The sequence below is a fragment of the Flavobacterium sp. ov086 genome, from assembly GCF_900187965.1.
Classification (GTDB): domain Bacteria; phylum Bacteroidota; class Bacteroidia; order Flavobacteriales; family Flavobacteriaceae; genus Flavobacterium.
The window spans coordinates 128,948-150,480 of sequence record NZ_FZNL01000016.1; the positions used below are offsets into that span (position 1 = coordinate 128,948).

A 21,533-nucleotide genomic window follows, 5' to 3' on the forward strand; every position below is an offset into this window, starting at 1 on the left:
TGCCATTTGTTTTTACTTTTTTTGAGAGTGATCTGGATCGTTGTCTAAATATTTCTTAATTAAATGATGTCCGGCATAAATAAGCGGGGTCAATAAAACAGCAACGGTTAGTTTGAATATATATCCTGTTAATCCTGACGAAATAAAGGTATCGAAGTCTATTTTTCCAGGTAACCAAAAGGCAATTCCGAGTACAATAAACGAATCAAATAACTGCGAAATTACGGTTGATCCTGTTGTTCTGAGCCATATTTTTCGTTCGCCGGTTCGTCTTTTGAAAAACCAAAATATCCAAACGTCTATTAATTGTGATGCCATAAAAGCAATTAAACTACCAACAATAATCCACATACTTTGTCCAAAAACGGCATGAAATTGCTCGTCATTTACAGGGCTTATTCCTTTTGCAGCCGGAATTACGATTGCCATAAATAATATTAAAAAGGCATAAGCAATCAAACATGCGGTTATAAAAGAGAGTTTTTTTACTCCTTTTTCTCCAAAATATTCATTTATTAAATCAGTTGTAAGGAATACAATGGGCCAGGGTAAAATTCCGATACTCATTACGAATGGTCCAACTTGAATTAATTTTCCTCCAATAAGTTCTGCTACAACAGCATTGGTTATAAAAATACCGGCTAAAATTACAAAAACGATTTCTTTTCTGGTTTTAAACATATTGATGTAATAAATGACATTTCAAATTTAAACTATTTCTTTATAATTGGAAATGTATAATTATTAATTAAGTACGGCTTGATGCTAATGGGAGAGTTAAAATTTTCATTCTAATGTTGATTTTAGTTACATTTGGAATAATAACATGTTTAATTTTATATTAAATCAAATTACTAATAATGAAAAAATTAATAACGATTTTTCTCATGGGAACAACTTTATCTGTGGTAAACGCGCAAACTAATTCTGATAATCCATTGCTAAAAAAATGGACAGGACCTTATGGAGGAGTTCCTGCTTTTAATGAGTATAAGGTTTCAGATTTTAAACCTGCGCTTCAATTTGCAATTCAGGAAAAATTAAATGAGGTTGATGCTATTGCAAACAATCCAAAAGCACCAACTTTTGATAATACTATTGCTGCTATGGAGCGTTCAGGTCAAACTATATCCCGAATTTACGCTGTTTATGGAATTTACGGTTCGACTTTAAGTACTCCTGAATTTGATGCTGTTGAAACAGAAATGTCTCCTAAATTAGCTGCGTTCAATGACAAAATTTTGCAAAACAAAAAATTGTTCACCAGAATAGAAACTATATATAACTCAACGGAAAGCAAAAAACTTACAAGCGAGCAACAACGATTAATTTGGTTGTATTACACTGACTTTGTTCGTGAAGGAGCTAAATTAAACGAAAAAGATAAAGAAAAAGTAGCTAAAATTAATCAGGAATTAGCAAGTCTTTTTACTAAGTTCAGTCAAAATTTATTGGCAGAAGAGCATAACCAATATGTAGCATTAAAAACAGAAAGTGATTTTGATGGTTTGCCAACTGAGGTAAAAAATGCTGCAATTGCTGAGGCAAAAAGCAGAAAGTTAGATGCTCTGGGCTGTGTTGCAAATACACGTTCGTCTATTGAGCCATTTTTGACTTTCTCGACTCGCAGGGATTTGAGAGAAAAAGCATTTGATATTTTTGTTAAGCGTGGTGATAATGGAAATGCAAATGATAATAATGCTACGCTTGTTTCTATTTTGCAATTGCGTACTAAAAAAGCAAATCTATTAGGATTTTCTACTTTTGCAGATTGGAGTTTGTCAAATAAAATGGCAAAAGATCCTAAGAAAACTTTAGATTTAATGTTATCAGTTTGGGAACCCGCTGTAGAAAAAGTACATCAGGATGTTGCCGAAATGCAGAAAATTGTTGATGCGGAAGGTGGAAAATTTAAGATTCAGCCTTGGGACTACCGTTATTATGCAGAGAAGGTAAGAAAAGCAAAATATGATTTAGATCAAAATGAAGTTAAGCCTTATTTGCAATTAGAAAACCTACGTGAAGGAATGTTTTGGGTTGCAGGTGAATTGTTTAATTTAAGCTTTAAACAAATTACTAATGTACCAGTGTATCATCCGGATGTGCGTGTTTGGGAAGTGAGTAATAAGGTTACTGGTAAAGTAGTTGGGTTGTGGTATTTTGATCCTTATGCACGTACCGGAAAGCGTTCAGGTGCGTGGATGAATGCCTATCGTGAGCAACAAAGAATGGATGGAGATGTTCTTACAATTGTGTCTAATAATTGTAATTTTATAAAAGGAGCTGCAAATGAACCTATCTTAATTTCGTGGGAAGATGCTACAACTTTGTTTCATGAGTTTGGACACGCACTTCATGGATTATGCTCCAATGTAACATATCCTAGTTTGTCAGGTACAAATGTTGCGAGAGATTATGTAGAGTTTCCTTCGCAATTATTAGAGCACTGGTTGTCTACTCCCGAAGTATTGAATAAATTTGCTTTGCATTATAAGACAAATCAACCGTTACCACAATCATTGGTAGACAGAATTGAAAAAGCATCTAATTTTGGTGAAGGATTTTCTACTGTAGAAACGATCTCAAGTTCTTTAATTGATATGAAACTTCACTTAGCAACGACAACTATTGATCCTCATAAATTCGAAAAAGAAACTTTAGATGCGCTTCATATGCCGTCAGAAATTGTGATGCGTCATAGAATTCCTCAATTCGGACATATTTTCTCTGGTGATGGATATGCTGCCGGATATTACAGTTATTTATGGGCAGATGTTATCAATGCAGATGCTTGGGAGGCTTTTACTGAAGGGAAAGGGCCGTATGATAAAGAAGTTGCAAAACGTCTTTATGATGATATTTTTAGTGTAGGAAATACTATTGATCAGGAAAAAGCTTATGAAAACTTTAGAGGAAGGGCTCCTAAATCTGATGCTTTAATGCGTGCGAGAAATTTTCCAATTAAGGATAAAAAATAATAAGATTAAATTCTAAATTAAAGTCCCTGGATAATGTATTATTCGGGGATTTTTTTTGGAGTTGAGTTTAGCCACAGATTTTGAGGATTAAAAGATTTTACATTCTTTAAGTTCCTGATCTAATACACTTGTTTTAAGTTTTGTCAAAGTTCAGAACTTTGAGAAAGTCCTAGTTGTAAGGCAAGAATTGTTAAAACAAAAAAAGCCCGAATAAATAAATATTCGGGCTTTTTATATTGAAATAATAATATATTAACCTAGAGTAACTCTTTTGAATCCTGTAATTTCAACGTTGAATCCTTTAACATAATCACCAACTTTTTTACTATCATCTTTGATAAAGTTTTGATCTAACAAAGCTTTTTCCTGATCTAAAGTTGTATTATCAGAGATGAAACGTTGAACTTTTCCTGGAATAATTTTGTCCCAAATTTGTTCTGGTTTACCTTCAGCTTTTAATTCAGCTTTAGCATCTTCTTCAGCTTGTTTTAAAACTTCTTCAGTTAATTGAGAGAAAGAAATATATTTAGGAACATTTTTTAAAGTTTTTCCTAAACGTTTTGCTTCTTCATTATCCTTTTCGATTACAGCAATACGAGCAGCAAGTTCAGATTCAACGAAAGCAGGATCAAAATCTTTGTAAGATAATGTATCAGCTCCCATAGAAGCAACTTGCATAGAAACATCTTTAGTTAAAACGTCAGCATTAGGAATTGCAGCAGAAATTGCAGTTAATGCAGCAATTTTGTTAACGTGAACATAAGATCCAACGAAAGCGCCTTCTAAGATTTCAAAACCACCGATTTCGATTTTCTCACCGATAACACCAGTTTGCTCGATTAATTTTTCAGCAACAGTAATTCCGTTGAAATCTGAAGCTAAGAATTCTTCTTTAGAAGAGAAGTTGATAGCTCTTTCAACTAATTCTTTAGCTAAAGTTACGAAAGCTTCATTTTTACCTACGAAATCTGTTTCGCAGTTTAAAGTGATGATAGCTCCTTTAGTTTTGTCAGCATTAACAAAAGATACAGCAGCTCCTTCAGAAGACTCACGGTCAGAACGGTTAGCAGCAACTTTTTGTCCTTTTTCTCTAAGGTTTTGTATAGCTTTATCGAAATCTCCATCAGCTTCAACTAAAGCTTTTTTACAGTCCATCATTCCGGCACCTGTAGTTTGTCTTAATTTATTTACGTCTGCAGCAGTAATTGTTGCCATAATATTTTGAATTTTAATGTTAAAAGTAAAAATTCCATCTTTTAAATTCTAAACTCCAATTTTATTAAATTATCAACATAACGTTTTTAATTTGTACTTGGATTTTAGAATTTAAAATTTGGAATTTAAATTTGATTTATTCTTCAGTTGCAGGAGCAGCAGCTTCAACAGCTGGTGCAGCCTCTACAGCAGGAGCAGCTTCAGCAGCAGCTTCTTCTGTAAATACTTCAGTTTCTTTGTCAGAACCTCTGTCAGAAAGACCGTCGATTACAGCAGCAGTAACTAAAGATAAAATTTTGTCAATTGATTTAGAAGCATCATCATTTGCAGGAATAACGTAATCAACCTCTCTTGGGTCAGAATTCGTATCAACCATTGCGAAAACTGGAATGTTTAATTTTTGTGCTTCTTTTATTGCGATATGTTCAGCTTTGATATCTACTACGAACAATGCTGCAGGTAGTCTAGACATATCAGCAATTGAACCTAAGTTTTTCTCTAATTTAGCACGTAGACGATCAACTTGCAAACGCTCTTTTTTAGATAACGTCATGAAAGTACCATCTTTCTTCATTTTATCAATAGAAGACATTTTTTTAACTGCCTTTCTGATAGTTACAAAGTTAGTAAGCATTCCACCAGGCCATCTTTCAGTGATGTAAGGCATGTTTGCAGCTTTTGCTTTTTCAGCAACGATGTCTTTTGCTTGTTTTTTGGTAGCTACGAATAAGATTTTTCTACCTGATGCAGCGATTTTTTTCAAAGCTTCATTAGCTTCTTCAATTTTAGCTGCAGTTTTATATAGATTGATAATGTGAATACCATTACGCTCCATATAAATGTAAGGGGCCATATTTGGGTCCCATTTTCTAGTCATGTGTCCAAAGTGAACACCTGCTTCTAGTAAGTCTTTTACTTCTATTTTGTTTGCCATTTTTGTACTAGTTTACGTTCTGTTGATTAGCAATGCATAAATGGCGGTTTCCCAGGCTTTATACATTTAGATGCTAAACTATTTCCTACCTCGATAGGAGAGCAACAACAACTGTGTTTTTTAATTTCAATAAATTGATAATGTCTTGTACCATATGCACAAGACAGGTAATATTAACGTTTAGAGAATTGGAATCTCTTACGAGCTTTCTTCTGACCGAATTTCTTACGTTCAACCATTCTTGGATCTCTTGTTAATAAACCTTCTGGTTTAAGGATAGCTCTGTTTTCAGCATTTACTTCACACATAACGCGTGCTAATGCCATTCTTACAGCTTCTGCCTGACCAGTTGAACCACCTCCGTAAACGTTTACTTTTACATCAAAGTTATTTACATTTTCTGTCATAGACATTGGTTGTAAAACTTTGTATTGTAAAGTTGCAGTTGGAAAGTAAGTTGCGAATTCTTTTTTGTTTACAGTGATTTTTCCTGTTCCTTCAGAAACATATACACGTGCAACAGCGGTTTTTCTTCTACCGATTTTGTGAATAACTCCCATTACTTAAGATCGTTTAGGTTAACAGTTCTAGGTTTTTGAGCTCCTTGTTTGTGCTCAGATCCTACAACAACATTTAGATTTCTAAAAAGTTCAGCTCCTAATTTGTTTTTAGGTAACATTCCTTTTACAGCTTTTTCTACTAGTAATGCAGGGTTTTTAGATTGCAATACTTTAGCAGTTAAAGTTCTTTGTCCTCCTGGGTAACCTGTATGACGTACGTAAACTTTGTCATCCATTTTTCTACCTGTAAGGTTAATTTTTTCTGAGTTGATAACAATTACGTTATCTCCACAGTCAACGTGCGGTGTGTAACTTGGTTTGTACTTACCTCTTAAGATCATTGCAACCTTTGAAGCAAGACGACCTAAGTTATGACCCTCAGCATCTACAACGATCCACTCTTTCGTTACAGTGGCTTTGCTTGCTGAAATTGTCTTGTAGCTTAATGCGTCCATAATATTATTTTAATTAAACATTCCATCCCCAATAAAGGGGATGCAAAAGTACAATTAATTATTTTAAAACCAAATACCTGAAAAGAATATTTTATATGCTGAAAATCAAGCTATCAGTTTTATATTTAAAAGAATAAAAAAAAACCACCTTCACAATAACGCGAAGGTGGTTCAATTTTTAGAATTATTTATGTTAAACAATGAATAAATTTGCAATATCTACAACTTGTTGAGTTGTGAGTGGTTCATCATAAGCTTCTGATCCTGCAGCAGTTCCAAATGCGGTCGCTGTATTGAATCCTGCCTGCATTGTTAATCCTTCACCATTATAAACTCCTTGCGTTGCTGATGGCATTCCTGTCCCTCTTTCGTCGTTAGAAATCCATCCTTTTAATCCGCGTAATCTTCTTACTTCTGATGCGTGACGTGCTTCTACAGAGTGAATTTGTAGTGCAGCTGTTAATAAATCCGGTGCCGAAATTAAATTTGCAGCCTGACCTTTGTAGGCTCTTACGCCTGTATCTTCAAAGGCTTGTGCCAATGCCAGAAAGGTTGGATAATCTCCAAAAGGATCAAATGCGCCTCCAACAGTAAAGTCAAATGTAGGTTTTGCTACAAAATTTGCGCTCATTGTTCCGCCTAATCCTGCTATTAAAAATTTAACGTGATCAGATTCATGTGCCGCTATTTGTTGAAAAACCTTTAAATCTCGTCCTCCATTTTCTGATGCCGGAATTACTCCGGAATCTAATGCCATGGCGTAAAATTCATTTTCAAGGTATTCTAAAGTTAATGCAAATTGCAAAGCTCCAATTGGAGTTGCCGGCGTTGCAGTAATATCTTTTGCTAAGGCTTTATTGGCGAATGCGGATAATCCAAAAGGAATTGATGCCATTGCCAGTGTTTTTCCGATATTTCCAAACTGATTAAAACTGTCTCTTCTCGAACCAGTGCTTCTCATTAAGCTATCATCAGTAAATGTTTCTATAAATTTTAAAATATTCATAATTTCTAAGTTTTAGCTAGTTAGGATTAAGGTAAATATTTGGCAGTGAATTTTGTAGTAATGAAACCTCCGGCAATTGGTAAAATCTTAGAAGGATCTTTGGCAACATCTAAACCTGTAGAAGTACTTATAATGTCATCACCTGCAAAATCGCTTGAATTTGGATTGATTAAACTTCTTATCGCTGAAGCGTGTCTTGCTTCAACCGAAACAATTTTCCCTGCTAATAATAGGTAGTCGGGACTTTTAATCAATTTTCCGGCTCCGTTATATGCGGCAACTCCGGTATCTTCTAATGCTTTTGCTGTTGCAAGAACCTCATTACGACTATTAAAATTCATAGAACCATAATTAAATGCTAGAGTAGGCAACAATTGAGTACTTGGGTTAGGAAGCGCTCCGGACAATGCAGCTTTGAAAAAATCTCTGTGAATTACTTCGTGATAATACAAATCAGTTAGTACTTGGCGTTCTATATCATTAAAAGTTGCATTAAAGTTTGATGCATTTACAACTTTGGTATAAAAATCAGCTTCTAATTGTTCTAAGGCATAAGCGTAAGTTAGAACTCCAAAATCTCCGGCTCCCAAATCAAACACACCATTTCTGATTCCTGGCAATGTGGTGTCTTCCATTGGAGCATCATTATCATCATTATTGCTGCAGCCCGCGATAACCAAACCTGCACTAACTAGTGTTAAGCCACTGAGCTTAAGGAAGCTCCTTCTGTTATTCAATGAAGGATCTACTTCATGAATTTTAACTTCGTTTTTCATAATCAAGGTCTTTTAAAAGGTTAATAACATATATTAAGGTATTAACGAGTTTTTAAGACAAGCGGTTTTGGGAAATGGAATTTATTTGATTTTATTTTAAAAAGATCTTATAAATTCAAATACTGGTAGGTGATTTTTGTTTTATTTTAGGTAATTCTACTATATTTGTATTAATTACATAAAATATTTTTAAATGAAAGCTAAAGCAACTCTAAAACAAATTGCGAAAGAACTAGGTGTTTCTGTTTCGACTGTTTCTAAGGCGTTAAACGATAGTCCGGAAATTAGTGAGCAAACGAAGGTGAAGATTAAGGAGTATGCCAAACTCAAAAATTATAAGCCTAATGTTATTGGTCTGAATTTAAAGAATCGTAAAACCAAAACGATTGGTGTAATTATACCTAATATATTAAATTCCTTTTTTGCAAAGGTTTTTAGTGGTATCGAAAAAGTAGCCGATAAAAAAGGATATAACGTAATTACATGTATTTCTAATGAATCTTTAGAAAAAGAAATTCATACACTTGAAATGTTGAGCAACGGAACAATTGACGGATTTATTCTTTCTGTTTCTGAAGAAGCTCAAAAATTACAGGATTACAGCCATTTCTCTGCGATTATTAATGACGGAACGCCAATTGTAATGTTTGATCGTATTGCTGATGAAGTAGAATGTGACAAAGTTGTCGTAGATGATTTTGATTCGGCTTTAAATTCAACACAGCATTTAATTGATTTAGGATGTAAAAATATTGCCTTGATTTCTTCAGTTGATAATTTAAGTGTTGGAAAATTAAGAGCAAAAGGATATTTGCAAGCTTTAAAAGACAATAAAATTCCCGTAAATGAGAAAATTATTCTTCGTACTGATTCTGAGGATGATATGAAGGCTAAAATCGATAGGATTTTTGATCAAAAAATTGATGCAATTTTTGCTTTGGATGAAAATGATTCAGTTGCCGCTTTAAGAGAGAGTTTAAAAAAAGGATTCAGAGTTCCGGAAGACATCTCTATTATTGGTTTTGCTGACGGAATTTTAGCTTCAAGACGTTTATCACCAAGTTTAACTACAGTAAGTCAGCACGGAATAGAAATTGGAGAAGTTGCTGCCAGACAATTAATCAAACGATTGGAAGAATCTGAAGAAGAAACTTCAGATTATGAAACAATTGTTATCAAGACAAAATTGAAAGAACGAGAGTCGACAAGAAAAATGTAAGACTCATAAAATACTAAGATCAAAAAAAGACTGTCCATATGGGCAGTCTTTTTTTTTGATTTACATTTTTTGTTGGAAGGACAAGATTGTAATTTTTTTGTTTTACAGATCTAAAATTCCTAGTGAGCCGCTAACCAATCTTTACCCATACCAAGTTCAACTTCTAACGGTACACTCATTATAAAAGCATTTTCCATTTCGTGTTTAATCATTGGCTGGATTTTTTCTAACTCGTCGTTATGCACATCAAACACAAGCTCATCATGAACCTGAAGCAACATTCTGGATTTCCAGTTTTCTTCTTTTAGTTTTTTATGAATATTGATCATCGCGATTTTAATCACATCGGCAGCACTTCCCTGAATTGGTGCGTTTACAGCATTTCGTTCGGCAGCACTTCTAACCACAGCATTTGCCGAGTTAATGTCTTTTAAATAACGACGACGCCCCAGAATTGTTTGTACATATCCTTTTTCACGAGCAGACTGTATTTGTTCGTTAATATAAGATCTTAATCTTGGGTATGTTTTATAGTAAGCTTCAATCAAAGCAGCGCTTTCGCTACGAGATAATGAAGTTTGATTACTTAATCCAAAAGCAGAAACTCCATAGATAATTCCGAAGTTTACTGTTTTAGCGTTGCTTCTTTGTTCGCGGGAAACTTCATCTAACGGCACATCAAATACTTTTGCTGCGGTAGCTTTGTGAATATCTTCTCCGTTTTTGAAAGCGGCAATCATATTTTCTTCTCCGCTTAAAGCGGCAATAATTCTTAATTCTATTTGCGAGTAATCGGCAGAGATTAAAGTATGGTTTTCATCGCGAGCAACAAAAGCTTTACGAATCTGACGACCTCTTTCGGTACGAATCGGAATGTTTTGCAAGTTCGGATTATTAGAACTCAAACGTCCCGTTGCCGCAACGGTTTGCATATAATCAGTATGAACGCGTAACGTTTTCTTGTCAACTTGTTCCGGTAAAGCCAGGATATAAGTGCTTTGTAATTTGACCATTTGACGCCAATCCAAAATTTCTTTTACAATTGGGTTGTCATTGGCTAAATAAGTTAGAACTTCTTCGCCAGTTGCATATTGACCTGTTTTGGTTTTCTTTTGTTTTGCTCCGCCAATTTTCATTTTATCAAACAAAATATCTCCTAATTGTTTCGGAGAAGCAAGGTTGAATTTCTCGCCGGCAGTTTCGTATATTTTTTGTTCCAAAGATTTAATCTCAACGTCCATTTCTTTAGACATTGCACTTAAGAATTCAACATCCAGACGAATTCCTTCAGTTTCCATTGCAGCTAAAACGCTTACTAACGGAATTTCGATTTCATCAAATAGCTTTTTAGTTTCAGTTTTATCTAACTCTGTAGTAAAAATTTCTTTTAATTGTAAAGTTACATCAGCATCTTCGGCAGCGTATTCCTTGATGTCTTCAAGTGGAACATCACGCATTGTAATTTGATTTTTTCCTTTTTTGCCAATTAATGTTTCAATTGATTTTGGGGAATATTTCAAATACGTTTCTGATAAAATATCCATATTGTGACGCATATCCGGATTAATCAAATAATGCGCAATCATCGTGTCGAAAAGTTTTCCTTTTACGGTAACATCATAATTAGAAAGGATTTTTAAATCATATTTTAAATTTTGACCAATTTTTTCGATGTTTTCATTCTCAAAAAACGGTTTAAATTTATCCACTAAAACCTGAGCTTCTTCCTGGCTTTCCGGAAACGGAACATAAAACGCTTTTCCTTTTTCGTAAGAGAAAGACATTCCGACCAATTCAGCGTGCAAGGCATCTAGGCCAGTAGTTTCGGTGTCAAAACAAACAGAAGGCTGGTTTTGTAAATTCTGCAAAAGCAATTTTATTCCTAAATCACCCTGAACAGCCTGATAGGAGTGAGGTGTGTTTTCTAAAGTATTGTAGAATGAAGTTCGTGTTGTTTCTGTATCTTCTTCGGTAGAACCGCCTCCAAAAAGGTCAAACTGATCTTCATTTTTAGGTTGTGGTTTTTTATACAATTTAGGATCTGCAGCCGGAGCTGAAGCTGCTAATTCATTTCCGCCACCAACTTTAAACAAATTATCAAATTGTTCCGCCATTCTTCTGAATTCTAATTCCTGAAAAATAGCATCTGTTTTTTCGATATCAGGGCGTGTTAATTCATAATCGTTTTCATCAAAAGTTACCGGACAGTCTAATAATATAGTAGCCAGTTTTTTAGATAACAATCCTTTTTCTTTATTGGCTTCAATATTCTCTTTCATTTTTCCTTTTAGCTTATCTGTATTCGCCAGAAGGTTTTCCATAGTACCAAATTCTTTCAGAAGTTTTTTAGCTGTTACTTCACCAACTCCAGGAAGCCCAGGAATATTATCGGCGGCGTCACCCATCATTCCAAGAAAATCGATTACTTGTTCAGGACGGTCAATTTCGAACTTTGCAAGAACTTCAGGAACTCCCCAAATCTCAATTCCGTTACCCATACGAGCCGGCTTGTACATAAAGATGTTCTCAGAAACTAATTGAGCAAAATCCTTATCAGGAGTTACCATGAAAACTTTGTAATTCTCTTTTTCAGCTTGTTTTGCAATTGTTCCAATTAAATCGTCGGCCTCAAAACCGGAAACTTCAATAATCGGAATATGCATTGCTTTTAATAATTCACATATATAAGGAACGGCAATTTTGATCGCTTCTGGTGTAACGTCACGATTTGCCTTGTATTCAGGAAATAAGTCGTTACGCAATTGACTTCCGCCTTTATCAAAAGCTACTGCCAAATGATCTGGTTTTTCACGTTTAATAACATCCAAAAGCGAATTCATGAAACCCATGATCGCTGATGTATCCATTCCTTTAGAGTTAATTCGCGGATTTTTTATGAAGGCATAATAACCACGAAAAATTAAAGCGTAAGCATCGAGAAGAAAAAGACGTTTTTGAGTTGACATAAAAAAAATATTAGTCTGTAAAAATAATCAATTGGGTTTTAAAAATGATTCGGTTCTTAAAAAATAAACTCAAATTTAAAATAGGAACGGTTCTTTTACCATATAAGTTATATAAGTTCATTTAAGTAGGGGCGCACAGGGGTGCGTTTCTATTTTGCTTTAGAGTAATTTGTTAATAGTATCGAATTTCAAATACTTAAAATTAGTTTGTTTTAATCCATATAAGTTATATAAGTTCATTTAAGTAGAGGTACACAGCAGTGCGTCTAATTGTAAACGACGAAATTAAATGAACTTATATAACTTATATGATAGAAAAATTAAGAACTATTTGGTAAAAAATCCCCAAAGCGTTAATGTCTCGTTAAAATATTTAGGATGAAGGTTTTCTTCATTTTGTCTTCATATTACAGGGGTAAATTTGATCTATAAAATAAAAGGTATTAATTTAAAATATTAGAAATCATGAGAAATTTATTGATGTTACTAGTAGCAGTTTTAGGAACAAGTGTAATGGTAAGTGCATTTCCTGCAAAAGGTACAAAACCAGCTCCGGCTAAAGAAGTAAAAGCAACTCCTGCAAAAGAAGTTAAAGCTACAAAAGAACCTAGAAAAAAATCTGATAAAAAAGCAAAATCAGAAAAAAAAGCAGCTCCAAAAACAGAAGCCGCTAAAGCAAAAAAATAAAACAAAAGAGCATTAAAAAAATAAAAGTCAATTAATTTAAATTTAAAAGTTATGAAAAATCTAGTTATGTTACTCGTAGCAGTTTTAGGAACAAGTGTAATGGTTAGCGCACAAACAACACCAACTCAGGCAGCCCCTGCAAAGGAAGTTAAAGCAACAAAACATCACAAACACAGTACTGATAAAAAAGCAAAATCAGCAAAAACTGAGGCTCCAAAAGCAGAAGCAACTAAAATGAAATAATAGGAATTGTTTTTGTTTTGCGTTCAAAGAATTGTAAAGGATGCAAAACAGAAGTAATGATTATGGAGAATGCGGTTGAGGAAAGCTGGTAAAGAAATTTATCAGCTTTTTTTGATTCGTTAATTTTTTAATAATGCGTAACATGGCTTTTTATAATTACTTAAATTTAGTTGCGCTTAAAAGCTATTTTTATGAATATTTTGATTGTTGAAGACAATAGAGAACTTGCTGTAGAGGTTTACGATTTTTTGTGTAACGTGGGATATGTTTGCAAAATAGCACACAATTGTGAAGATGCGCTTGAAGAAGTGAGCAGTAACGATTATGATGCAATGCTATTGGATCTTGGTTTGCCTGACGGAGATGGTTTTGAGGTTTTGAAAACAGTTCGAAAAACCAAATCAAAAATCGCCGTAATTGTCCTGACGGCTCGCGGAGAATTAGACGACAGAATAAATGGTTTGCATCTTGGTGCTGATGATTATTTGACAAAACCATTTGCTCTGACTGAATTAAGTGCACGATTGTTTGCAGTGATTCGTAGAATTCATGGGTTTACTTTAAATAATTTGAGTATTCACGGTTTTTTACTGCAACTTCAGGATTATAAAGTAAGTTATAATGAAACTCCAATAAACCTTACCAAAAAAGAGTTTGATATTTTTCAATATTTGGTTTTGAATAAAAATCGGGTAATTACAAGATTGCAATTAACCGAGCATATTTGGGGAGATATTCTGGAGGTAAATTCAGATTCTAATTTTATAGATGTTCATGTTCGAAATCTTAGAAAAAAATTGGATAAACATACCACAATTGATTGGTTTGAAACCGTAAGGAATGTTGGATATCGTATTAATGAATAAATAAAAGACTGTGAAAATAAAACACCAATTAGCTATTTTTAATGCTCTGACACGATTGTTGGTTATTTTAATTTTATGGCTAATGCTGCCAATTTTGGTAGAAAATGTGGTTTATAGACACATTAATAATAGTTTACTCGAAAAGAAACATAAGTTTATCGAGCATTTGGATAAAAATGAAATTGATGATTTTATCGAAAACCCAGATGATTCAACAGAAACTTACTCGCAGTTTTCTACCCTTCACAGTGAGTTTTTGGTACTTTCGAGATCTCCAATAAAACCAGATCAGAAAAAAGCGGTTTTTAGTAATGACTTCAGGATTATTGAAGGAGAAGAAAATGAATACCGAATTCTACAATATCATTTTACTTATGAAAATCAAGGATATCAACTCGAAATAGGAAGTAGTCTTAGCGAGGTAAATGACCTTACCTTTATTATTCGGTTTTTTATTTTAATTGTTTTTGTGGTAATTCTGCTGATTACTTTTTTGGCAGATACTTTTTATATTGAATTTTTGCTGAAACCTTTTTATAAAATTATTGACACAAAAATAAGGCGTGTAAACGAACCGGAATCTTTTGATCATACGCCAATAAAAGCAAGATCAAGAGATTTTAGAGAACTTGATTTTGTTTTGAACCAAATGATGGATCGTATTGCGGAGCTTTTTAAAAAAGAAAAACAATTTATTTCGAATGTTTCTCATGAACTTCTTACGCCAATTGCGTTGCTTAAAAATAAGTTTGAGAATTTACTCCAAAATAGTTCTTTAGATGATAATGCAGTCGATAAAATTGCCGGTTCTCTCAAAACATTGGATATGCTAAAGAAAATCATCAATAATTTATTGTTGATTTCCCGAATTGAAAATAATCAGTACGAGGCAAATGAAGCAATTAATTTTTATGAAATTATTTCAGATCTGCAAGAGGATTTACAAGACCGAATTGATGATCGCGAAATTCAGTTTCTGAATAAAATGCAATATGATTATACTTTTACAGGAAATAAAACCTTAATTCATATCCTGATTTATAATTTGGTAACGAACGCTATAAAGTACAATAAACCAAAAGGTAATATTGTAGTTGAAGATGGTTTTCTGGAGCATCGTTATTTTATTTCAATAACAGATTCAGGAATCGGAATGACGTCTTCTCAGATAGAAAACATATTCAACAGATTTGCCAGAATTAGTTCAGATCAGGATGGTCAGGGTTTAGGTCTTGCTATTGCTGAGAGTATAGCGTCTTTTCATCATATCGAAATCAAAGTTACATCTCATATCAATGAAGGAACTACCTTTATGCTGCTGCTTCCGGAGACGGCAAAACACAATTAAAAGTTAAAATTTTACGGTTGGTTCAATCTTCATTTAATCTTCATTTACTGATAATATCTTTGAGGTATAATAAATGAAATAATAACAATCATAAAACTTCAAATCATGAAAAAATTAGTAATGTTAGCAGTAGCTGTTCTAGGAACAACTGCTATGGTAAGTGCTCAAACAACTCCAGCTCAAACAACTCCGGCAAAAGAAGCTAAGGCTCCTAAAAAAGACAAAAAAGCGGATAAAAAAGCTAAAAAAGCTGAGGCTGCTAAGCCAGAAGCTGCAAAAGCTCAAAAATAAAACAACATTGGTTTACGATGTAAACCTGTTGTGGATTATTAAAGGTTTTGAAAAATTTGGTAGAGAAAAAGCTGATGGAGAAATCTATCAGCTTTTTACATTTATTAGAGTTAAATTTTTGATAATAAAAAGCTATAAAATTTTCATTATTTGTTACTTTGCTTAAAACTATAACTAATGATAATTCGTTTTGTAATTCTCTGTGCTCTTTTTTTGTTTATTGAGTTCTATTCTTATCAAGCCTTTCGTACTTTAATCAAATTAAGATGGGTTTTGGTTAGTTATCAAATTATAAGTTTACTGCTTTTAATTTTTATCATTTACTCTTTTACGCAATTCGATCGTTCTGTTGGGCAAACCAGACAAACCATGTTTACAATGGGGTTGATGTTATTGGTTTATGTTCCAAAAATAGTTTTAACACTTGTAATGTTTGGTGAAGATATTTTTAGAATTGGGGCAAGTATCTTAAACTATTTTATGTACAACTCGCCTCGTTCAGAAATGATGCCGGACAGACGAAAGTTTGTCAGTCAGATTGCTTTAGGTTTGGCGGCAGTTCCTTTTTTGTCCTTAATTTATGGAATATTTGAGGGGAAATATAATTTTAAAGTGATCAAACAAACGGTTTTCTTTCCTGATTTGCCAGATGCTTTTGATGGTTTTAGGATTACTCAGATTTCAGACGTTCATAGCGGAAGTTTTGATAACCCGGAGAAGATAAATTATGCCATTGATTTGATTAATGAGCAAGAAGCAGATATGATTTTGTTTACGGGAGACATTGTAAATACTCATGCTAAAGAAATGCATCCTTGGTTGGAGACTTTTAAAAGAATAAAAGATTATAAATATGGGAAATTTTCAGTTTTAGGAAATCATGATTACGGTGAATACGTTACATGGCCTTCTGAAAAAGAGAAAGACGAGAATTTCAAAGAAATCAAAAGTCTTTACGGTCAAATTGGTTTTAGTCTTTTGTTAAACGAACATACTTATATTCAAAAAGGCGAAGATAAAATTGCATTAATTGGAGTAGAGAATTGGGGGCAAAACTTCAAGAAAGCAGGAGATTTAAATAAAGCTTCTCAAAACGTGCATCAGGATGATTTTAAAGTGTTAATGAGTCATGATCCGAGTCATTGGGAATATGAAATTAAAAATCATCCTAAAAACTTTCATTTAACGTTGTCAGGTCATACACATGGCATGCAATTTGGAATTGAAATTCCGGGATATTTTAAATGGAGTCTGGCAGAATACATCTATAAACAATGGGCGGGATTATATGAAAATGTAGGACGATATGTTTATGTAAACCGAGGTTTTGGTTTTCATGCCTATCCGGGGCGAGTAGGTATTATGCCTGAAATTACGGTGATTGAACTAAAAAAAGGGAACAATGTGGCTTAATTCGTTAAAAATGCTACATTTGTATATAATTATCTCTTTTTAACAGAATAAAAAAGAATTAAATTTTTGGTTTTATGTCAAAATTTGGAGAACTTATAAATGCTCAAGTTCCAGTGTTAATTGATTTTTACACAGATTGGAACGAATCATCTGTATCTATGCATCCTGTTATTAAGGATGTTGCGGCTGCACTTGGCGATAAAGCCAAGGTGATTAAAATTGATGTGGATAAAAATCAGGAATTAGCAGAAGCCTTGCGTATCAAAGGGCTTCCTACTTTAATGATTTACAAAGAAGGGCAAATGATTTGGAGACAATCAGGAGAACTTGATGCAAATACAATCATTGGAATTGTCCAGGAGCAATTTAATTTATAGAATACACTTCCCTTAGTTGCTATTATTTAGTGAATAATATCAAACTTATATCCATTTTCTTTTAAAAAATGTAAGGTTTTAGGTAGCGCAAATTTTAAATTTTGCGATGCTTTTATGCTGTCATGAAATACAATGACACTTCCTGATTTTACGTTTTTGGTAACGTTTTCAAGACATTTTTCAGGAGTAATGCTTTGATCAAAATCAGCACTCAAAACATCCCACATAATTATTTTATAGCCTAGCTTTCTAAGGATTTTAGATTGTGCTTTTTTTATCTTTCCGTAAGGAGGACGAAAGATAAGGTTGCATGTTTTTTCTTCTTCCAGAACAGCAGCGCAATTTTGTACATTCTGAATATAATCATTGTTGTTGCTTTTCCAGCCATTAACATGATTCATGGTGTGGTTGCCGATAGAATGCCCATCGGTTATTAGTTTTTCAAATAAAGATAAATTAGCTTTAATGTTTTTTCCGATACAGAAGAAAGTTGCTTTAGCGTCAAATTTTTTCAATTCAGACAAAACCCAGTCTGTGACTTCTGGAGTTGGGCCATCATCAAAGGTGAGGTATATTTTCTTTTCTTTGTTCGGAATGTCCCAACAATATTTAGAAAATACCCTTTTTATGAATGAATTCGTTTTTACCCAATAAAAGCTCATCTTGAAAGGATTTAGATATATGTAAATTTAAAAAATGCAGCGCTATTTATCAAACAGTGCTGCATTTTTTTAATTGCTATATTTTTCGTATATTATTCTTTTTCACGGCCAAAACGTTCAAAAACGTTTACATAAGTATTAAAAGTTACTTTCTGTTTTTCGTAGAATGCTTTGTCATTGTTTCTTTTCATAACTTCTAATAAGCTTCTGTAGCGCTCAATATCAGTAATAATTTCCATTGCTAGATCTGTTTGATCAGCAGGAGTCAGGGTTGCGTAATAGTTTAGATTCTCTCTGTATTTTTGAACTAATTTATTAAGTAAATCATGTGCTTTTGCAGTTTCACCAACTTTATAATATCCGTTAGTAAAAGGTTCTACAAGAGAGTAATATCCAAATTTATCCAAAGGCATTTTTGTAATCGCTAAGTTGATAACATTTTTAGCTTTATCAATTTTACCTTCTGCGATAAGCTGATCCATTAAACGGGATAAATTCGTGCGGTATGTTATACTGTTTCTTCTGGTTTCAGGATCGTGATAAATTTTTTCACTTTCGCTATTACCCCAATCCCATTTCATTACAATGTCGTACATTTTATCGGCATCAATTTGTCCCATATCCATTGGTCCGCCATCTTTTGAAGGAACATTTTTGATAGGAACTAATTTGTAAACCATTCCGTCTAATTGTAAGTAGTTTTTTAACCAAAGATAATCTTCGTCATCAAAAGCTCCACCACTAAAGTAAATTGGTCTTTTCCAGTTGTTATTAGCCAGGATATCCAACATCATTAAACGGTTTTTGTATAAAGCGCTTCCTTTGATGTCAATATCGATATAAGGTACAATAGAGTCGTAGTATTTTGGATTTACAACTTTGTTTTTAATGATTGTATTTTTGTCAATATTGACTCTGATTTTATTTGTTGGGTAAAAATGGATTGTTTGTCCGTTTTGTAATCCAACAGTAGATTTAGGGTTTTTGATGAAAGACATTAAATCTTTGATGTCCCAACGAGTTTCTACTTTTTGAATATAGGCTACATAATCCAGTTTATCTCCCACATATTCATCATGAGTAAATGATATTGGTAACGGTTCAGATTCGTATGATTTCGCTTTCATTTGATCAATATACCAATCTGTCATAAATAAGCTCGTATTCACAATTTTCACATCAGTTCTAATATGCTCAATTTCTTGTGCATACCAGAGCGGGAAGGTATCATTATCTCCAATGGTAAATAAAATAGCGTCTTTGTCGCAGGAATTTAAATATGCTTTTGCCATTGCAACTGCAGTATATCTGTTTGATCTGTCGTGGTCATCCCAGTTTTGAGACGCCATTAAAACGGGAGCTGCTAAGAAAGTTGCTGCAATGATAATTGGACCGGCAATTTTTGGTGCAATATATTTTTGAATGCTTTCATATAAGGAATAAACTCCAAAGCCTATCCAGATGGCAAAAACATAGAAGGATCCTACAAGTGCATAATCTCTTTCGCGAGGCTCAAAAGGGCGTTCGTTTAGGTATATTTTTAAGGCGATTCCTGTAAATAAGAATAATGCCAGAAGAACATAAAAGCTTTTAAGATCTTTATTAGCATGATACATTATCCCGATTAAGCCTAAGATAAATGGCAGGAAAAAGTAAACGTTACGTCCTTTGTTGTTTAGAACATCAGATGGTAGTTTGTCTTGAGAACCTAGGTGAACAGAATCAAGGGCTTTTATTCCGCTGATCCAGTTTCCGTCAAGATTATCATATTTTCCCTGAACATCGCTTTGTCTTCCAACAAAATTCCACATCAAATATCTCCAATACATATATCCAAATTGATATTCGAACATAAAACTGAAATTATCCGTTGCCGTTGGTTTTTCGATAATTAAATAATCGCCATAGCTTTTTAAGAATTTAACGTAACCTTCATTGTCGATTTGTTTTTGAGCAAATGCTCTTCTGAATTCAGAAACTGTTTTCTCAACTTCATTACGCAATTGTGCGGTAGCTTTGTTGTATTCTTCTTCGCTTAACTGACTAGCGTCAATACCGTATTTTGCTAAATCCTGTTCGTAGTCGTAATTAGGGTTTATTCTGAAATTAGGTGGATTTGTAAAGCTGATATAGTTTTGAATATGTCCGGTTTCTGTACTCCACATTCTTGGTAAAAACGCTTTTTGATTATCGTCTGTATTTTGAGTGGCGTTTTTAAAATTATTGGTAATGATATATTTACCTGTTTTATAATCTCTTTCGTAATTAGGTTTTTTGTCTGAATAAGGATTTTTGGCATCCAGACCAGCAAAAACTTCTGTGTATTGAGGTCCATAGAATAAAGGATTTACTCCGTATTGCTCGCGATTATAATATGCTAAAACCTCGGTAGCATCAGATGGTTTGTTTTCGTTGATTACAGTATTTGCATTGGCACGAACCGGTAACATTAACCAGGTTGAGAAACCAATAAGAATGAATAAAATACAAAGAATAATAGTGTTATAGAAAATTAATCCTTTTTGTTTGGTGTATTTTAATCCAAAATAAAAGAAAGCGATAAATAAAAGTGCTACAAAAATGGTTCCTGAATTAAAAGGCAATCCCATGCTATTTACCATGAAAATTTCCGTTTTTCCAAACAATGCCATTGTTAATGGTAATAGAAGTATGAAAATAAACAACAAAATTCCAACTACCACAAGATTGGCTATGATGAAATTTTTAATGGTAACTTTTTCGTAATGCTTAAAATAATATAGAAAACCTATTGACGGAATAGTCAATAAAGCCATAAAGTGCACACCAAATGAAAGACCGACAACAAGAGAAATGATTAATAACCATTTATTTCCTTTTGGTTTGTCCATGTCTTGTTCCCAGCGTAACCCAAGCCAAAAAAGCAATGCAATTAATAATGATGCCATTGCATAAACTTCGGCTTCAACGGCATTAAACCAGAAACTGTCAGAGAAAGTGTAGGCAAGAGCTCCAACAAAAGAACTTCCTAATATAACAATGGAGTTGTTTTGATCAATTTCGGCAAAACGGGCAACGATTTTTTTCAAAATCATTGAAGATGACCAAAACATAAATAAAATGGTGAATGCGCTTGAAAAAACCGACATCATATTTACCATCACGGCAACATGTTGAGCGTCTATAGCAAACATAGCAAAAAAAGCACCCATCATTTGAAATAGGGGAGCTCCCGGAGGGTGTCCAACTTCTAATTTAGCGGCTGTAGCAATGTATTCGCCACAATCCCAAAAGCTCATAGTAGGTTCAACGGTTAGTGTATAGGTAGTTAAAGCGATTGCAAATGCAAACCAACCAATAATTGTATTCCATTTATTGAAATTGAATTGTGCCATATTTAGGTGTTAAAATTTTGTATGTTTTCTATCCTACAAAGAAAATGTTTTTTTGTTTAAAGAAGAGAGCATTAACATAAAATTCTATAAAACTATTTGATTGGAGTAATGTGTTGTTTGTGAAATACTTGTGTGGGTATTGCGGATTTTGAAGAATAAAAAA

At 33.5% G+C, this 21,533-nt stretch carries 19 protein-coding genes; 9 read left to right on the forward strand and 10 right to left on the reverse strand.

What is annotated here, in order from left to right:
- Positions 1 to 12 precede the first annotated feature (12 nt).
- On the reverse strand, positions 13 to 681 hold the full coding sequence (locus tag CHB81_RS17320) for a queuosine precursor transporter (RefSeq protein WP_089353101.1): 669 nt from the start codon (positions 679 to 681) through the stop codon (positions 13 to 15).
- A gap of 179 nt (positions 682 to 860) precedes the next feature.
- Here CHB81_RS17320 and CHB81_RS17325 point away from each other — a divergent pair, with 179 nt between their 5' ends.
- Positions 861 to 2,978, forward strand: coding sequence for a M3 family metallopeptidase (locus tag CHB81_RS17325; RefSeq protein ID WP_089353102.1), 2,118 nt, complete (start codon positions 861 to 863; stop codon positions 2,976 to 2,978).
- A gap of 252 nt (positions 2,979 to 3,230) precedes the next feature.
- Here CHB81_RS17325 and tsf read toward each other — a convergent pair whose 3' ends face one another.
- From tsf to CHB81_RS17355, 6 genes are all read right to left on the reverse strand, one after another.
- A complete protein-coding gene (gene tsf, locus CHB81_RS17330) occupies positions 3,231 to 4,193 on the reverse strand; it encodes a translation elongation factor Ts (RefSeq protein ID WP_089353103.1) in 963 nt (320 codons plus the stop codon).
- A gap of 136 nt (positions 4,194 to 4,329) precedes the next feature.
- Positions 4,330 to 5,127, reverse strand: a complete 798-nt coding sequence (gene rpsB, locus CHB81_RS17335; protein WP_089353104.1) for a 30S ribosomal protein S2 — start codon at positions 5,125 to 5,127, stop codon at positions 4,330 to 4,332.
- 173 nt (positions 5,128 to 5,300) lie between these two features.
- Positions 5,301 to 5,687, reverse strand: a complete 387-nt coding sequence (gene rpsI / locus CHB81_RS17340; protein WP_007808909.1) for a 30S ribosomal protein S9 — start codon at positions 5,685 to 5,687, stop codon at positions 5,301 to 5,303.
- Positions 5,687 to 6,142 (reverse strand): 50S ribosomal protein L13, encoded by a 456-nt coding sequence (rplM, locus tag CHB81_RS17345; protein WP_089353105.1) that lies wholly within the window; start codon positions 6,140 to 6,142, stop codon positions 5,687 to 5,689. The genes rpsI and rplM overlap by 1 nt, the downstream gene beginning before the upstream one ends.
- 193 nt (positions 6,143 to 6,335) lie before the next feature.
- Positions 6,336 to 7,148, reverse strand: coding sequence for a ferritin-like domain-containing protein (locus CHB81_RS17350; protein WP_089353106.1), 813 nt, complete (start codon positions 7,146 to 7,148; stop codon positions 6,336 to 6,338).
- Between the two features lie 26 nt (positions 7,149 to 7,174).
- Positions 7,175 to 7,924: a ferritin-like domain-containing protein gene (locus tag CHB81_RS17355; RefSeq protein WP_089353107.1), complete on the reverse strand. Its 750-nt coding sequence runs from the start codon at positions 7,922 to 7,924 to the stop codon at positions 7,175 to 7,177.
- Positions 7,925 to 8,117: 193 nt separating this feature from the next.
- On the opposite strand from CHB81_RS17355, the gene CHB81_RS17360 reads away from it, so the two are divergent.
- Positions 8,118 to 9,143, forward strand: coding sequence for a LacI family DNA-binding transcriptional regulator (locus CHB81_RS17360; RefSeq protein WP_089353108.1), 1,026 nt, complete (start codon positions 8,118 to 8,120; stop codon positions 9,141 to 9,143).
- A gap of 119 nt (positions 9,144 to 9,262) precedes the next feature.
- Here the strand turns inward: CHB81_RS17360 and polA are convergent, their stop codons facing one another.
- Positions 9,263 to 12,109: a DNA polymerase I gene (gene polA, locus CHB81_RS17365; protein ID WP_089353109.1), complete on the reverse strand. Its 2,847-nt coding sequence runs from the start codon at positions 12,107 to 12,109 to the stop codon at positions 9,263 to 9,265.
- Positions 12,110 to 12,574: 465 nt separating this feature from the next.
- Here polA and CHB81_RS17370 point away from each other — a divergent pair, with 465 nt between their 5' ends.
- The 7 genes from CHB81_RS17370 (at position 12,575) to CHB81_RS17400 (ending at position 17,334) form a co-directional block, all read left to right on the forward strand.
- Entirely contained in the window at positions 12,575 to 12,796 is a 222-nt protein-coding gene (locus CHB81_RS17370) for a hypothetical protein (RefSeq protein ID WP_089353110.1), read from the forward strand.
- A gap of 51 nt (positions 12,797 to 12,847) precedes the next feature.
- Positions 12,848 to 13,039 (forward strand): hypothetical protein, encoded by a 192-nt coding sequence (locus tag CHB81_RS17375; protein WP_089353111.1) that lies wholly within the window; start codon positions 12,848 to 12,850, stop codon positions 13,037 to 13,039.
- Positions 13,040 to 13,230: 191 nt separating this feature from the next.
- Positions 13,231 to 13,905 carry a response regulator transcription factor gene (locus tag CHB81_RS17380; protein ID WP_089353112.1) on the forward strand — a complete coding sequence of 225 codons (675 nt, stop codon included), beginning with the start codon at positions 13,231 to 13,233 and terminating at the stop codon, positions 13,903 to 13,905.
- 10 nt (positions 13,906 to 13,915) lie between these two features.
- Positions 13,916 to 15,253: a cell wall metabolism sensor histidine kinase WalK gene (locus tag CHB81_RS17385; RefSeq protein ID WP_254921154.1), complete on the forward strand. Its 1,338-nt coding sequence runs from the start codon at positions 13,916 to 13,918 to the stop codon at positions 15,251 to 15,253.
- A gap of 105 nt (positions 15,254 to 15,358) precedes the next feature.
- The gene (locus CHB81_RS17390) at positions 15,359 to 15,544 is read left to right on the forward strand and encodes a hypothetical protein (RefSeq protein ID WP_089353114.1); all 186 of its coding nucleotides are present in this window, start codon (positions 15,359 to 15,361) and stop codon (positions 15,542 to 15,544) included.
- Between the two features lie 177 nt (positions 15,545 to 15,721).
- Complete coding sequence (locus CHB81_RS17395) at positions 15,722 to 16,957, forward strand: metallophosphoesterase (RefSeq protein WP_089353115.1); 1,236 nt, start codon at positions 15,722 to 15,724, stop codon at positions 16,955 to 16,957.
- Between the two features lie 74 nt (positions 16,958 to 17,031).
- Positions 17,032 to 17,334: a co-chaperone YbbN gene (locus tag CHB81_RS17400; protein WP_068844990.1), complete on the forward strand. Its 303-nt coding sequence runs from the start codon at positions 17,032 to 17,034 to the stop codon at positions 17,332 to 17,334.
- 26 nt (positions 17,335 to 17,360) lie between these two features.
- Here the strand turns inward: CHB81_RS17400 and CHB81_RS17405 are convergent, their stop codons facing one another.
- Both CHB81_RS17405 and CHB81_RS17410 read right to left on the reverse strand, forming a co-directional pair.
- Positions 17,361 to 17,996 (reverse strand): polysaccharide deacetylase family protein, encoded by a 636-nt coding sequence (locus CHB81_RS17405; RefSeq protein WP_089353116.1) that lies wholly within the window; start codon positions 17,994 to 17,996, stop codon positions 17,361 to 17,363.
- A gap of 92 nt (positions 17,997 to 18,088) precedes the next feature.
- Positions 18,089 to 21,370, reverse strand: a complete 3,282-nt coding sequence (locus tag CHB81_RS17410) for a DUF2723 domain-containing protein (protein ID WP_089353117.1) — start codon at positions 21,368 to 21,370, stop codon at positions 18,089 to 18,091.
- Positions 21,371 to 21,533 lie beyond the last annotated feature (163 nt).